We start from the raw sequence: 14,332 nt of genomic DNA, 5'->3' as shown, positions 1-14,332 counted from the left end.
CCGCAGCCGCCCACCACGGTCCGAGGGTGGCCGCCTGGGCCGTGGCCGGGGTGCTCGTGGCCACCCTCGTCGCCGTCGTCGCCGGTGGCTCGTTGGCCGAGGCGTGGCGGGGCAGGCGACCGCTCGACCCCGTGGCCTTCTGGATCGGGCCCGTCGGGGTGCGCTGGTACGGTCTGGTCATCGCCCTCTCCTTCGTGCCGGCCTGGCTGGTGGCGCAGCCCGAGCGCGTGCGAGCGGGATTGGCCCCGGACGACCTGGTGGACCTGGCCCTCCTGGGGATCCCGATGGGCCTGGTCGGCGCCCGGCTGGTCTACGTGCTGCAAAACCTGGACTACTTCGTCCTGCATCCCCTGGACGCGCTGCGCACGCGCATGGGAGGGCTCTCCATCCACGGGGCCCTGGCCGGCGCGGTGCTGGCCATCCTGTGGCTGGCGCGGCGGCGCCGGCTCGACGCGGCGGCGCTGGCCGACGTGGTGGCGCCCTCGGTGCTCCTGGCGCAGGCCATCGGGCGCTGGGGCAACTTCTTCAACCGGGAGGTGCTCGGCTACCCGACGGAGCTGCCCTGGGGGCTCTACGTCCCCGAGCCGATGCGCCCGCCCGGCTACGAGATGGCGGCCTATTTCCACCCGGCCTTCCTGTACGAGTCCATCCTGGCGGCCCTGGCCGTGGCGGGCCTGCTGGCCTACCGGCGCCGGGCCCGCCGCCGGCCGGGCGAGCTGGCGGCGCTCTACCTGGTCGCCTACTCGGCGGTGCGGTGGGGCGTGGAGTGGGTGCGCATCGGAGAGGCGCTCGCGCTGGGGATGAGCCTGGCCCAGTGGGTGAGCCTGGGCGGGTTGGCGGTGGGGGCCGCGTGGTGGGCCTGGCTGCGATGGCGGGGGAGGCCCGCGATGGTAGAATGAGGGATGGTGCCCGACAGGAGGTGGGACCAGATCGTGCAGTTCGCACTGGACGGGCTGGGCGCGCTGCGGCGTCTCGTGGAGGATGAAGTGGGAGCGGGCATGCGGGGGCGGGACCTGCTCTCGCCGCTGGACCTCTCCCGGGTGGAGACGGAGCGGGTGCTGGAGCTGGGGCATCGGCTCAAGGCGTGGCAGCGGGCAGGGGTGCGCATCGCCCCGCTGGCGGGGCGCAGCCTGGCCCTCATCTTCCAGAAGCCGTCGACCCGCACGCGCGTCTCGTTCGACGTGGCCATGGCGCAGCTCGGGGGCCATGCCCTGACGCTGAGCGCCCAGGAGCTGCAGCTCGGGCGGGGCGAGACCATCCAGGATACGGGGCGGGTGCTGTCGCGTTACGTCGATGCCATCATGATCCGCACCTACGCCCATCAGGAGGTCGAGGCGCTGGCGCAGGCGGCCACGGTGCCGGTCATCAACGGGTTGACCGACTACCTGCACCCCGTGCAGGCCCTGGCGGACTTCATGACCATTCAGGAGCGCCTCGGCCGGCTGGCGGGCGTGCGTCTCGCCTACGTAGGCGACGGCAATAACGTCGCGCGGGCGCTGATGTGGGGAGGCGCGCGGCTGGGGATGCACGTGGTGGTGGCCAGCCCTCCCGGCTACCAGTTGGAGGAGCAGGCGGTCGCACTGGCCCGCATCGAGGCCGAGGCGTCGGGCGGCAGCGTGGAGCTGACCGGCGATCCGCACCGGGCCGTACGGGGGGCGGACGTCATCTACACCGACGTGTGGGCCAGCATGGGGCAGGAGGCCGAGCACGAGCGACGGGTCAAGGACCTGGCGGCCTACCGGGTCGACGCGCGCCTGGTGGCGGAGGCCGCGCCCCACGTGCTGGTCATGCACTGCCTGCCGGCCCACCGGGGCGAGGAGATCACCGACGAGGTCATCGACGGCCCCCACTCGGTCGTCTGGGACCAGGCGGAGAACCGCCTGCATAGCCAGAAAGCGCTGCTACTGCTCCTGCTGGGGGGCAACCTGTAGGAAGGGGCAGCGAGGAGGGCATCCGATGGGCACCCGACCGACCCGCGTCATCATCATGGGCGCCGCGGGGCGAGACTTCCACAACTTCAACGTCTTCTTCCGCGACAACCCCGACTACGAGGTGGTGGCCTTCACCGCCACCCAGATCCCCAACATCGAGGGCCGCACCTACCCGCCGGCCCTGGCCGGCGCCCGCTACCCGCAGGGCATCCCCATCTACCCCGAGACGGAGCTCGTGCGCCTGGTGCGGGACCTGGAGGCCGACGAGGTCGTCTTCGCGTACAGCGACGTGCCCCACACCTACGTGATGCACCACGCGTCGGCCGTGCTGGCGGCGGGCGCGGACTTCCGCCTCATGGGCCCGCGCAGCACCATGCTGCGGGCGCGGGTGCCGGTGGTGGCGGTGACGGCGGTGCGCACCGGGGCCGGCAAGAGCCAGACCACCCGGCGGGTGGCGGAGGCGCTCACCGCCCGGGGGCTCAGGGTGGCGGTGGTGCGCCATCCCATGCCGTACGGGCGGCTGGAGCAGCAGGCGGTGCAGCGCTTCGCCTCCTACGACGACCTGGACCGCTACGACTGCACCATCGAGGAGCGGGAGGAGTACGAGCCCCACCTGGACCGCGGCAACGTGGTCTACGCCGGCGTCGACTACGGGGCCATCCTGGACCGGGCCCAGGCCGAGGCCGACGTGCTCATCTGGGACGGCGGCAACAACGACTTCCCCTTCTACCGGCCCGACCTGCAAATCACGGTCTTCGACCCGCACCGGCTGGACCACGAGCGCACCTACCACCCGGGCGAGACCAACGCCCGCATGGCCCACGTGGCGGTCATCAACAAGGTCGACACGGCCCCGCCCGAGGCGGTGGAGGCGCTGCGCGCCAGCATCGCCGCCCTCAATCCCCACGCCCTGGTCATCGAGGCCGAGTCGCCCATCACGGTCGACGAGCCCGACCGGCTGGCTGGGCGCCGGGCCCTGGTCATCGAAGATGGCCCCACGCTGACCCACGGGGAGATGCGCTACGGCGCCGGGGCGCTGGCGGCCCGCCGGCACGGGGCCACCCTGGTCGACCCTCGGCCGTACGCGGTGGGCTCCATCCGGGAGACCTTCGCCCGCTACCCGCACCTGCACGACGTGCTGCCCGCCATGGGCTACGGCGCCGAGCAGATCCGCGAGCTGGAGCAGACCATCCGGGCGACGCCCGCCGACGTGGTCGTCATCGGCACGCCCATCGACCTGCGCCGCATCATGGCGATGGAGAAGCCGGCCGTGCGCGTGCGCTACGACCTGCGGGAGCGCACCCGTCCGACGCTGGCCGAGGTGCTGGAGCAGCGGATCGTGGCGGCCACCCGGGGGCGTTAGTCCGCCCCGGACTGCCGGGGTATTGACCGGCCCGATCGGGCCGGCTATAGTGCATGTGAAGATACCCTACCGGGTATCGTAGCCTTTAGGGGGAATGGACCGTGCCGTTGCTTTCGGCCAGGGATCGATCGTACCTGCAGGACCTGTTCGCCAAGGTGCCCGGCAAGGTCAAGGTGCTGCTCTTCGTCGACTCCGAGTCGGGACGTTGCCAGTACTGCGGCCAGACCGCCGAGCTGGTGGCGGAGCTGGCCGGCCTCAGCGACCGCGTCGCCTACGAGGTGGTCGAGATCGGCCAGCAGCCCGAGCGCGCACAGGGCTACGACGTCGACAAGGTGCCGGCCCTGGTGCTCCTGCGGGAGGACGGCACCGACACGCGCGTCCGCTACTTCGGCATCCCGGCGGGCTACGAGTTCGGCAGCCTGGTCGAGGACCTGGTGGACGTCTCCAACGGGACGACGCGGCTGTCGGCGGCGACGCGGCAGAAGCTGAGCCGCATCACCCAGCCCGTGCACATCCAGGTCTTCGTGACGCCCACCTGCCCGTACTGCCCCAAGGCCGTGCGGCTGGCCCACCAGTTCGCCATGGAGAGCCCCTTCGTGAGGGCCGACATGGTGGAGGCCCTGGAGTTTCCGGAGCTGGCCGACCGCTACGGGGTCTACGGGGTGCCCAAGACCGTCATCAACGACCGCCAGGAGGTGGAGGGCGCCGTGCCCGAGGCGGTGATGCTGCAGTACGTGCTGGCGGCGGTGGGGCTGGCCGAGGAGCCCGGCGATCCGTGGGGCGAGGCGGATGCCGGTGACGACCACCATCCTGACCATGCCCATCACCACCATCATCACGATCATGACCACCACCACGACCACGGCTCCCACGGGCACCGAGAGGCCTGAGGAGCGTCACGGGCCATGCCGGCGCGGCGCAGGCTGATCGTGGTAGGGGGCGTGGCCGCAGGCATGAGCGCCGCCTCGCGGGCGCGGCGCATGGATCCGAGCCTGGAGATCCTCGTCTTCGAGCGGACCGGCTTCGTCTCGTATGGTTCGTGCGGCTTGCCCTACTACCTCGCCGGCCTGGTGGGGCGCTCGGAGGATCTGGTGGTCTACTCCCCTGCCTTCTTCAAGGAGCGGCGGGACATCGACGTCTTCGTCGGCCACGAGGTGACGGCGCTCGACCCGTCGTCCCGCCGGGTGCAGGTGAGGGGGCTGGCCGACGGCGAGGTGCGCGAGGTGGCTTACGACGTCCTGGTGCTGGCCACCGGCGCGTCGGCCGTGCGGCCGCCGGTGCCCGGGGTCGGGCGCCCCGGCGTCTTCGTGCTGCGCACCCTCGAGGACGGCATCGCGATGCGTCGGCACGTCGACGTGCTGACCGGGCCCGACCGGACGGACGGCGGTCGGCCCCGGGCCGTGCTGGTGGGGGCCGGTCCCATCGGCCTGGAGGTGGCCGAGGCACTGACGGCCCGGGGCCTGTCGGTGAGCCTGGTGGAGATGGCCGGGCAGGTGCTGCCCGGCTACCACCCGGATCTGGCCGCCCACGTGGAGGCGGAGCTGCGCCGCCACGGGGTGGACGTGCACGTGAACGAGGCGCTGGCCGCCGTCGAGGGAGCGGGCGACGGGGGAGCCGCCACGGCCGTGCGGACGGCCTCGGGCCGCACGTTGCCCGCCGATCTGGTGCTCCTGGCGACGGGCATCCGGCCCAACGTGGAGCTGGCGCGCCAGGCAGGGCTGCGGCTGGGCAGTACCGGCGCCGTGGCGGTGGACCACCGCCTGCTCACCAGCGACCCGCACATCTACGCGGCGGGCGATGGGGTGGAGACCTGGCACCGGGTGCTCCGACGGCCGGCCTGGATCCCCCTGGGCACCACCTCCAACAAGATGGGGCGCATCGCCGGCGAGAACGCGGCCGGGGGCGACGCCACCTTCCGGGGCGTGGTGGGGACGGCCGCGTTGCGGATCTTCGACGTGGAGGTGGGCCGCACCGGCCTGACGGAGGCGGAGGCGGCGGCCGAGGGCTGGGAGCCGGTGACCGCCTACGTGCGGCACGGGAGCCGGGCGCACTACTACCCGGGCCCCGGTCCGGTGCACCTGTGGCTGGTGGGCGACCGGCGCAGCGGCCGGCTGCTGGGTGCCCAGGCGGTGGGCCCGGCGGGTGCCGTCGCCAAGCGGGTCGACGTGCTGGCGGTGGCCGTCACGGCGGGCATGGACGTGGACGAGGTGGCCGAGCTGGACCTGAGCTACGCCCCGCCGTTGGCCCCCGTCTGGGACCCCATCCTGATGGCCGCCCGGGCGTGGGGCAAGGCGGCGGGTCGCGAGCAAGAGCCCGGGTCGGCGCGAGCGGCGGGCGAGACGGCGCGGGGGGCGTGAGGAGGCCGTGGGCAGCGGGCCGGTCGTCGCCGTCTGGGGCAGCACCGAGGCGACCGTCGGGGCGGTGCTGGAGGCGCTCATGGCCCGCGGCGCCCGGACGACGCCGGGATGGCGTCGTCACCCCGGCCGGTGAGCGAGCGGGGCGGACACCCTGCCTGACGAGCCCGCCGGGCGGGCGAACGAGCCCCCGTGGCCGGCGCGCTACGAGACCTGGCGCCGGCGGTGGGAGGGCGCGGGCTTCCGCCGGGCCCGCCTCGGTGGCGAGCGTGCCATCCTGGACGTGGGGTGCTCCGAGGGCCGGCTGGCCGCACGGCTCGCCCGGGAGACGGGAAGACCGGTGCTCGGCATCGACACCAGCGACCTGGGCTTCGCCCGGGCCTTCGAAGAGGCGAGCCGCCTCGGCGTCGAGCACCTGGTGGGGTGCCTGCGGCACGACGCCCATCACCTGTCGAGCCTGCGCCTGCCGCGGTTCGCGGCGGCGACGTTCACCTACAGCCTCCATTGCATGCGAGAGCCCTCGCAGGCCCTGGCCGAGGTGGCGCGGCGCCTGGCACCGGGCGGGGTGCTGCTGGTGGTCGATTGGGTGCTGCGCCCCGACGAGGCCGCGCAGGGCTGCCGGCGCCTCACCACCGGGCAGATCGAGGCCATGATGGAAGATGCGGGCCTGACCCCGATCCAGGGCGTGTCCCGCGAAGGCGTGGGTCTGGTGGCCGGCCGACGGCCCCAGGACCTGTCCTGAGCCGATCGTCGACCCGGTGGGATCCGGCTCACCCCGACGCCGGCGTGCCGCCAGGACCGCCGTCCGAGGGGTGCGGCGACCGGCGGCCCCTCAGCAGCGCCCACCCTCGACGGGCGGCCAGCCGGAGCGGCGCGACCAGGCCCGACGGCGGTCGTTGCGCGCGCCGCGGCTGTCGACCGCCTGGCGGTCCGGAGCAGCGGCGCTCGTCGACGCTTCGCCATCGCCGGCCGAGGAGCGCCGGGCGCCGCGGCCGAGGCGGGCGTCGCCGAGCCGTTGCGGGGAGAGCGGATACGCAACCCGGGCGGCCGGGCACCGTCCGGCCAGGCGCGCCCCGGTTGCGCAACGGTCGAGGCCCGCACCACCATCGCGTCCTCGCCCATGACGAGGACGGCGTCGGCGGGGATGGAGGCCCGCCCGCGCAGGCGTTGGGCCAGCCCCGCCGGCGCCAGGATCACCCGCGCCACCTCGCCGCTGCGGGGGTCGATGAGCAGCTCCTCGACGTTGCCGAGGAACTCCCCGTCCTCGGTCAGCACGCGGGTGCCGTAGACCCGCAGCGGGCGACGCAGCAGCGGCTGGAGCTCCGGCAGGGCGCCCGGCCGGGCCAGCGCCTGGGCTCCCCGGATGGTGACGGCGTGCTGACCGACGCCGACCGCCCGGCTCCACTCCAGTACCTGGTCCTCGGCCGGCCAGTGCCCCGAGGCGACGATGAGGGCCCGGACCCGCCGGGCCCGCGGATCGAAGATGAGGCGGTTGACGCGGCCCACCGCCCGGCCGTCGTCGAGGTCGATGACCTGAAGCCCCAGCAGGCGGCGGCTCTTCACCATCGAAGCGTCCCTCCGTTGTCCACTCTCGCCTGGATGGATACGCTGGGAGGCCGGCGAGATAGTACGGGAGGGCGACGAGGCCGTGACCGAGGGCGAGACGGGGGAGGAGCGCCGGGGGAGCGGGCCCGGGGTCGGCGACCGACTGGAGCTGGCCGTGCGATCGCTGGACCCGCACGGCGACGGGGTCGCGCGCACCCCCGACGGCCTGGTGGTCTTCGTCGAGGGGGGCCTGCCCGGCGACCGGGTCGAGGCCACCGTCACCCAACGTGCCGCCCGCCACGCCCGTGCCCGCCTCGAGCGGCTGGTGGAGCGGTCGCCCCAGCGGGTGGCGCCGCCGTGCCCCGTGGTGGAGGCGTGCGGCGGCTGTCCGCTCATGGCCCTCGCGTACCCGGCGCAGCTGGAGGCCAAGCGCCGCACGGTGGTGGACGCCCTGGCGCGCATCGGGGGCCTCGACGGGGCCGAGGAGCGGGTGCGGCCCACGCTGGGGATGGAGCGTCCCTGGTCGTACCGCAACAAGGCCCTGCACCCGGTGGGGCGCGACGAGCAGGGGCGCCCCGTGGTAGGCTTCTACCGCCGGGGTTCCCACGAGGTGGTGCCCGTCTCGGACTGCGCGGTCCAGCACCCGACCAACGTGAGGCTCGCCGCCGCCGCTCGAGACGCCATCGAGGCGCTGGGACTGCCAGTCTACGACGAGGCCTCGGGGCGGGGCTGGGTGCGCCACGTCCTGGCACGGGTGGGCGAGGCGACGGGCGAGGCGCTCCTGGTCCTGGTGACGGCCTCGCTCGAGGAGCCGCGCCCGGGCGTGCTGGCCGACATGGCGCAGCGTGTGCGGGAGCGGGTCGCCGAGCTGGTGGGGATGGTGCAAAACGTCAACCCCCGCCGCACCAACGTCGTGCTGGGCCCGCACAACCGCCTGATCTGGGGGCGCGATCGCCTCTACGAGCGGGTGGCCGGGTTGACGCTGGAGCTGTCGGCCACCGCCTTCTTCCAGGTCAACACCCGGCAGGCCGAGGTGCTGTATCGGGAGGTGCGCCGGCGCGTCGAGGGCTTCCTGGCCAGCCGGGGGCTGCCGCCGGGGCAGGGTCTGCTGCTGGATCTCTACTGCGGGGTCGGCGGCATCGGGCTGGCCGCCGCCGATCTCGTGGAGCGGCTGGTGGGCGTCGAGGAGGACCCCCGTGCCGTCGCCGACGCCCGCCGCAACGCGGCGCTCAACGGCGTCGACCACGCCCGGTTCGTGGTGGGGCCCGTCGAGCAGGTGCTGCCCGAGGAGATGGCGAAGCGGCGGGCCGCAGCCGGAGGCCCGGTCATGGTCGTGGTCGACCCTCCCCGCAAGGGGCTGGACGCCCGGGTCGTCGAGACCCTGGCGCGCGCCGCCCCGGATCTCGTGGTCTACGTCTCGTGCAACCCGGCCACCATGGCCCGGGACCTGCGGCAGCTGCTGGAGCGGACGGAGCGGGCGGGTTCCGCCTACGAGTGGGGCCCGGTGCAGCCTGTGGATCTCTTTCCCCACACGGCTCACGTCGAGGCGGTGACCCACCTGGTCAGGAGGGGAGGCGCACGATGAGAGGGCTCGGAGCGGACGGCCGGCTGGCCGGCCTGGCCTCGACGGTGCTGGTCCTGGCGCTGCTCGGAGTCGGCGGCGGTCTGGCCAGGTCCGGGCGTACGGCCGTCTCCGAGGGCCCGTGGGACGTGACGGTGGGGCCGGACCGGGTGAGGCCCGGCGAGTTCGTCGCGGTGGTCGTGACCGGGGCCGGCGTCGACGGCGAGCCGGAGGGGTGGAGCGGCGAGCTGGCCGGCCAGCGCTTCGGCTTCTACCCCGCGGGGCAGGGGCGGGTGGCGGCGCTGGTGGCGGTCTCCTACCATCAGGAGCCCGGCGCCTACCCGCTGGCGGTGCGCGCGCCCTCGGGCCGGGAGGTGCGGCTGACGCTCCCCGTCGAGCCCCGTGACTTCGAGGTGCAGCGCCTGACGGTACCTCCCTCGCAGGAGGCCCTGGTGCGCCCTCGAGATCCCGAGGCCATCGAGCGCCAGCGCCGGGAGGCGGAGGAGGTGGCGGCGGCACGGGCTCGCTCGAGCCCGCAGCCGCTCTGGGACGGCCCCTTCGTCTGGCCTCTGGACGGGGCCCGCCGGATCACCAGCGAGTTCGGGCTGATGCGGGAGGTCAACGGTCGGGTCACCGAGCGGCACTCGGGGCTCGATCTGGCCGCCCCCGCGGGGACGCCGGTGCGAGCGGCCAACGCGGGCCGGGTGGTCCTGGCCCGAGAGCACATGGTGACGGGCAAGACCGTCATCCTCGATCACGGCTGGGGACTCTTCACCTCGTACCTGCACCTGAGCAGCATGGCCGTGCAGGAGGGCCAGATGGTGCGCAAGGGCCAGGTGATCGGGCAGGTGGGCTCGACGGGCTTCTCCACGGGCCCCCACCTCCACTGGGCGGCGTGGGTGCCCCGGGCTTTCGTCGACCCGCGCCTCCTGCTGGAGGGCGGCCGCTGGCCACCAGAGCTCCTCTCCGTTGCCAGATAGAGGGCAGCGGCGGCCCGGCGTCGAAATGCCCGGCGTCACCGCGGGCCCCCGCAGGGCTCGCGAGTGCGGGAGGGCAGGGACGCCCCATGTCGCAGCAAGCGGGCGGGCCGGCCACGGGCCGGGCAGCGGGCGTGGCGCAGGTCAGCGCCCTGGCGGTGCCGCCGGTCGCCTCGCGGGGAGTCACGGGGCACTTCGTGGCGGTCGGCGTCATCCTGGTGGCCCTGGCGCTGGCGGGCGGCTGGTACGTCAGCGGGCACCTGGGGCGAGGCGTCATCGACGCCTTCTCGGTGCTCTACGACGCCTGGCAGGAGCACGACAACAGCCTGGCCGAGGTGCAGGCGCAGATCCAGGGGCTCCAGCGCCAGCTGAGCGAGTGGGGGGCCCTGGACGAGACGGGCGCACCGGGCGGTGTGCTGGTCATCAGCCGGGACCAGGCTCGTGACGTGGCCCAACGCCTGAGCGGCGCCGCCACCACCGTCGACTCGCTGCGGCGGGTCGTCTCGCAGCGCCAGTCCATCATCGGGCGCACCTCGGAGACCCTGGGCCGCGACGTGCGTGCCAGCCTCTGGGCGCTGGCGGCGGGTATCCTGGTCGCGGCCCTCATCGGAGGCGGCTGGCTTGCTCGGGTCAGCGCCCGGCCGCTCGGCGATCTGCGGCGCCAGCTGCAGCTGGCTGACCAGGGCCAGCAGGCTCTGGCCACGGCGCTGGGGCCGTGGTTCACCCGGGTGGGCGACGGGCTGGGCGAGCAGGCGGCCGAGGCGGCGCGTCACCTCGACGCGCTGGCCGCCCTGCAGGCCAAGGTGGAGGCGATGGCGTCGGCTGCCCGGCGCCTCGACCGCGAGGCGACCTCGCTGGCCGACGGCGTCGAGGCGTTTCGGGCGCTGGCCGACCGCGTGCGGGAGTTCGGCGGCGAGTCCAAGGTGCTGGCCTTGAGCGCGGCCATCGAGAGCGCCCGCATGGAGGGGCACGCCCACGGGGTGGGCGTGGTGGCCGAGGAGCTGCGACGGGTGGCGTCCGAGGCCAAGGAGACGGTGCGGCTCCTGGCCGAGCTGGAGGGGCGCCTCGAGCAGGCCGCGGCCGGGGCTCGCAAGGCGGCCGCGGAGGCGGGCGAGGAGGCCGACCAGGGCGTGCAGCGGCCGGCCGGGTGCGCGAGCAGGCCAGCCAGCCGGCGGCGCGGCTGCGCGAGCTGCAGGCCGCACCCGCCAGGCGGCGCAAGCCGCCACCGCGTGGCCTCCCGCAGCACGGGCGGGCGCAGCTCCTCGACCTGCGGACGTCGGTGGATCGGGCCCTCGGCGGGGCTCCGGTGGCCGATGGCGCGGCAGCGCCGAGCACGCCGGAGGTGACGAGGCCCGGCCGCAGCGACCGGCCGCGCCGGCGCGGGTGGCGTGAGCAGCCCGGCGGCTTAGCCAGCTCGGGCGGCGAGGGGCCCTGGCCTGCTCCGGGGGTTCAGCTCAGCCGGGTGGTCTGCGCGACGGCCGAGGGGCGGGCGCCACCGGCCAGCCGCGGCCACTTGCGGATCCGCACGCTGGAGGGCGTCACCTCGACGACCTCGTCGTCGTTGATCCACTCGAGGGCCCGCTCCAGGTCCATGATCCGCGGCGGCTCCAGCTTGGCGGCCACGTCGGCGGTGCTGGCGCGCATGTTGGTCAGGCGCTTCTCCTTGCAGATGTTGACCTGGATGTCCTGCGGGCGCGAGTGCTCGCCGACCACCTGCCCGGCGTAGACCCGCACCCCGGGCCCGAAGAAGAGGGTGCCCCGCTCCTGCAGGTTCTCGATGGCGTAGGCGGTGGTGGTGCCCGTCTCGGTGGCCACCATCGCACCGCCCGGGCGTGAGCGCCACTCGCCCACGTAGGGCCCGTAAAGGTCGAAGACGTGGTAGAGGATGCCGTAGCCCCGGGTCTCGGAGAGGAGCTCCGAGCGGAAGCCGATGAGCCCCCGTGAGGGGACGTGGGCCCGGATGCGCACCATGCCCCCGCTTTGCGGCTCCACCTCCAGCACCGTGGCGTGCCGCGGCCCGAGCCGCTCCATGACCGCCCCCACCGAGTCGGCCGGCACGTAGAGGACGGCCTCCTCGTAAGGCTCCTCGAGCCGGCCGTCCCGCTCGCGCAGGATGGGGAGGGGCCGGGAGACCTGCAGCTCGTACCCCTCCCGGCGCATCTTCTCGATGAGGATGGCCAGGTGCAGCTCGCCGCGGCCCCTCACCTCCAGGGTGTCGGGGGAGTCGGTGGGCTCCACCTGCAGGGCCACGTCGGTCTGCATCTCCCGCCAGAGGCGCTCGCGCAGCTGCCGCCCCGTCACGAACCGCCCCTCCTGGCCCGAGAACGGGCTGTCGTTGACCATGAAGTACATCCCGATGGTGGGCGCCTCGACCCGGATGGCGGGCAGGGGCGACGGGCGCTCGGGATCGGTGACGGTCTCGCCGATCTCGATGGCCTCGAGGCCGGTCAGGCCGACGATGTCGCCGGCGGCCGCCTGGGTCACCTCCTCGCGCTTGAGACCCAGGAAGCTCAGCACCCGGCCGATCTTGCCGGGCCGCAGCTCGCCCGCGCGGCTGGCCACGGCCACCGCCATGCCGGGGCGCACCACGCCGTTGAAGATGCGCCCGATGGCGATGCGGCCCAGGTAGTCGTTGTAGTCGAGGGTGGTGACCAGCACCTGCAGCGGCTGGTCGGGATCGCCCGACGGGGGCGGCACCTCGCGGACGATGGCCTCCAGCAGGGGCTGCAGGCTGTCGCCGGGGCGGTCCGGGTCGGGGCTGGCCCATCCCTGGCGGGCGGAGGCGTACAGCACCGGAAACTCGATCTGCGCCTCGTCGGCCCCCAGCTCGATGAAGAGGTCCAGCACCTCGTCGACGACCTCGCGGGGGCGGGCGTTGGGCACGTCCATCTTGTTGACGACCACCAGCGGACGCAGCCCCACCTCGAAGGCCTTGCGCAGCACGAACCGGGTCTGCGGCATCGGCCCCTCGAAGGCGTCCACCACCAGGAGCGCGCCGTCGGCCATGCGCAGCACGCGCTCGACCTCGCCACCGAAGTCGGCATGGCCGGGGGTGTCGATGACGTTGATCTTGTAGGGGCCGTAGTGGATGGCGGTGTTCTTGGCCAGGATGGTGATGCCGCGCTCCCGCTCCAGCTCGTTGGAGTCCATGAGCCGCTCCTCCAGCGCCTGGTTGGCGCGGAAGAGGCCGCTCTGGCGGAGCATGGCGTCCACCAGCGTGGTCTTGCCGTGGTCGACGTGGGCGATGATGGCGACGTTGCGAATGCGCTCGCGCACCGATGCCTGCACTCCCCCGCCCCGGAGGGTCCGGGGCCCGGTATCCGGGATCAGCAATCTACCACGAAGGGCCCCGCTGCACCAGGGGCGGGCCTGACGCCCGGCGAAAGAGGGCAGCGCGCGAGGACGCGAGGGGGTGGACCGGGGTCATGACGCCGGAGGAGTCGGCGCTTCGGCGGCAGGAGATCGCCGAGAAGCGGGAGCGCCTCAACCGTCTGCTGCAGTCGCTCAAGCTGGATGCGTTGCTGGTCGGCCGCCGCGACAACTTCGCCTGGGTGACGGCCGGCGGCGACAACCATGTCGCGCTGGCCACCGAGACAGGGGAGGGCTATTTGCTGGTCGAGCCGGACCGGTGGACGCTGGTGGCCACCAACATCGAGACGCCCCGCCTCACCCGGGAGGAGCTCGGCGACCTCCCGGTGCCGCTCGACGTGGAGGCCGCGCCCTGGTGGCAGGGGGTGGAGCTGACCATCGAGCGCCTCGTCAAGGGGCGCCGGGTCGGCTCCGATACGGGCGTCGCCGGCACGCCCAACGTCGCGGCCGCGCTCCGGGAGTTGCGGCTGCCGCTGACCGTTCCGGAGTGCCAGCGGATCCGGGTGGTGGGCCGGCAGGCCTCCGAGGCGCTGGAGGCGGTCATGACCCGTGAGCTGGCGCCGGGCCAGACGGAGCTGGAGCTGGCCGGTCGCATCAGCCGGGCCCTCTGGGAGCGGGGTCTGGAGCCGACCGTGGTGCTGGTGGCGGCCGACGACCGGGTGCGCCAGTTTCGCCATCCCGTCCCGACCGCCCGGGCCGTCGATCGCTACGTCATGGGGGTCGTCTGCGCCCGCCGGGGCGGCCTGACGGTGGCGCTGACCCGGCTCGCCCACTTCGGACGGGTGCCGGGCGATCTGCGGGCCCGCCACGAGGCCGTCTGCCGTGTCGACGCAGCCATGATGGCCGCCACGCGGCCCGGCGTGCGGGTCGCCGACGTCCTGGAGGCGGGAGCCCGGGCGTACCGCAAGGAGGGCTTCGGCGAGGAGTGGCGTCTGCACCACCAGGGCGGGGCCATCGGCTACGCCAACCGCGAGTACCTGGCCACCCCCGACGGCTCGCAGGTGGTGACGGCGCCGGCGGCCTTCGCCTGGAACCCCAGTATCACCGGGACCAAGTCAGAGGATACCATCCTGGTGGGGGCGAACTCCCGAGACGGAATCGAAATCGTTACGGCCCACTCGCCCGCGTGGCCGACCGTCGAGGTGGAGGTGGCCGGTCAGAGCTTGCCGCGACCCGGCATCCTGGAGCTGGCCCGGAGCCGGGCGAGCGGATAGGGCGGGGGGCCGGACTGG

Annotated in this window: 12 protein-coding genes and 1 pseudogene; 11 read left to right on the top strand and 2 right to left on the bottom strand. The window is 74.1% G+C overall.

The genetic code is table 11. The features are described from left to right. Nucleotides 1-26: 26 nt before the first annotated feature. The 7 genes from lgt (at nt 27) to VLY81_RS09205 (ending at nt 6,390) form a co-directional block, all read left to right on the top strand. Nucleotides 27-899, top strand: coding sequence for a prolipoprotein diacylglyceryl transferase (gene lgt / locus VLY81_RS09235; protein ID WP_324667877.1), 873 nt, complete (start codon nt 27-29; stop codon nt 897-899). An 87-nt stretch (nt 900-986) separates the two neighbouring features. Continuing rightward, nucleotides 987-1,931: an ornithine carbamoyltransferase gene (argF, locus tag VLY81_RS09230; RefSeq protein WP_405001364.1), complete on the top strand. Its 945-nt coding sequence runs from the start codon at nt 987-989 to the stop codon at nt 1,929-1,931. A 25-nt stretch (nt 1,932-1,956) separates the two neighbouring features. After that, nucleotides 1,957-3,294 (top strand): cyclic 2,3-diphosphoglycerate synthase, encoded by a 1,338-nt coding sequence (locus VLY81_RS09225; RefSeq protein ID WP_324667875.1) that lies wholly within the window; start codon nt 1,957-1,959, stop codon nt 3,292-3,294. A gap of 101 nt (nt 3,295-3,395) precedes the next feature. Further along, complete coding sequence (gene pdo / locus VLY81_RS09220; protein ID WP_324667874.1) at nt 3,396-4,184, top strand: protein disulfide oxidoreductase; 789 nt, start codon at nt 3,396-3,398, stop codon at nt 4,182-4,184. 15 nt (nt 4,185-4,199) lie between these two features. Beyond that, nucleotides 4,200-5,651 carry an FAD-dependent oxidoreductase gene (locus VLY81_RS09215; protein ID WP_324667873.1) on the top strand — a complete coding sequence of 484 codons (1,452 nt, stop codon included), beginning with the start codon at nt 4,200-4,202 and terminating at the stop codon, nt 5,649-5,651. Nucleotides 5,652-5,658: 7 nt separating this feature from the next. Further along, nucleotides 5,659-5,784 carry a hypothetical protein gene (locus VLY81_RS09210; RefSeq protein WP_324667872.1) on the top strand — a complete coding sequence of 42 codons (126 nt, stop codon included), beginning with the start codon at nt 5,659-5,661 and terminating at the stop codon, nt 5,782-5,784. 18 nt (nt 5,785-5,802) lie between these two features. Continuing rightward, on the top strand, nt 5,803-6,390 hold the full coding sequence (locus tag VLY81_RS09205; RefSeq protein ID WP_324670378.1) for a class I SAM-dependent methyltransferase: 588 nt from the start codon (nt 5,803-5,805) through the stop codon (nt 6,388-6,390). Nucleotides 6,391-6,749: 359 nt separating this feature from the next. On the opposite strand, the pseudogene VLY81_RS14690 reads toward VLY81_RS09205, so the two are convergent. Next, a pseudogene (locus VLY81_RS14690) lies at nt 6,750-7,214 on the bottom strand (PRC-barrel domain-containing protein); the annotation flags it as partial. A gap of 82 nt (nt 7,215-7,296) precedes the next feature. On the opposite strand from VLY81_RS14690, the gene rlmD reads away from it, so the two are divergent. The 3 genes from rlmD (at nt 7,297) to VLY81_RS09190 (ending at nt 11,077) form a co-directional block, all read left to right on the top strand. Further along, nucleotides 7,297-8,778, top strand: a complete 1,482-nt coding sequence (rlmD, locus tag VLY81_RS09200; protein WP_324667871.1) for a 23S rRNA (uracil(1939)-C(5))-methyltransferase RlmD — start codon at nt 7,297-7,299, stop codon at nt 8,776-8,778. After that, nucleotides 8,775-9,734: a M23 family metallopeptidase gene (locus tag VLY81_RS09195; RefSeq protein ID WP_324667870.1), complete on the top strand. Its 960-nt coding sequence runs from the start codon at nt 8,775-8,777 to the stop codon at nt 9,732-9,734. The genes rlmD and VLY81_RS09195 overlap by 4 nt, the downstream gene beginning before the upstream one ends. An 86-nt stretch (nt 9,735-9,820) precedes the next feature. Further along, on the top strand, nt 9,821-11,077 hold the full coding sequence (locus tag VLY81_RS09190; protein WP_324667869.1) for a hypothetical protein: 1,257 nt from the start codon (nt 9,821-9,823) through the stop codon (nt 11,075-11,077). Nucleotides 11,078-11,180: 103 nt separating this feature from the next. Here the strand turns inward: VLY81_RS09190 and typA are convergent, their stop codons facing one another. After that, nucleotides 11,181-13,007 (bottom strand): translational GTPase TypA, encoded by a 1,827-nt coding sequence (gene typA, locus VLY81_RS09185; RefSeq protein ID WP_324667868.1) that lies wholly within the window; start codon nt 13,005-13,007, stop codon nt 11,181-11,183. A 149-nt stretch (nt 13,008-13,156) separates the two neighbouring features. Here typA and VLY81_RS09180 point away from each other — a divergent pair, with 149 nt between their 5' ends. Next, on the top strand, nt 13,157-14,314 hold the full coding sequence (locus VLY81_RS09180) for a M24 family metallopeptidase (RefSeq protein ID WP_324667867.1): 1,158 nt from the start codon (nt 13,157-13,159) through the stop codon (nt 14,312-14,314). Nucleotides 14,315-14,332 lie beyond the last annotated feature (18 nt).

Source organism: Limnochorda sp. LNt, assembly GCF_035593265.1.
Classification (GTDB): domain Bacteria; phylum Bacillota; class Limnochordia; order Limnochordales; family Geochordaceae; genus Geochorda; species Geochorda subterranea.
Note: the sequence above shows the minus strand (reverse complement) of the source record. Positions and strands in the feature narration are given on the sequence as shown.

Bases quoted from the DNA above. Each gene is read 5' to 3' on its own strand.
- VLY81_RS09225 (WP_324667875.1), top strand. From the start codon at position 1,957: ATGGGCACCCGACCGACCCGCGTCATCATCATGGGCGCCGCGGGGCGA.
- VLY81_RS09215 (WP_324667873.1), top strand. From the start codon at position 4,200: ATGCCGGCGCGGCGCAGGCTGATCGTGGTAGGGGGCGTGGCCGCAGGC.
- VLY81_RS09195 (WP_324667870.1), top strand. From the start codon at position 8,775: ATGAGAGGGCTCGGAGCGGACGGCCGGCTGGCCGGCCTGGCCTCGACG.
- VLY81_RS09190 (WP_324667869.1), top strand. From the start codon at position 9,821: ATGTCGCAGCAAGCGGGCGGGCCGGCCACGGGCCGGGCAGCGGGCGTG.
- VLY81_RS09180 (WP_324667867.1), top strand. From the start codon at position 13,157: ATGACGCCGGAGGAGTCGGCGCTTCGGCGGCAGGAGATCGCCGAGAAG.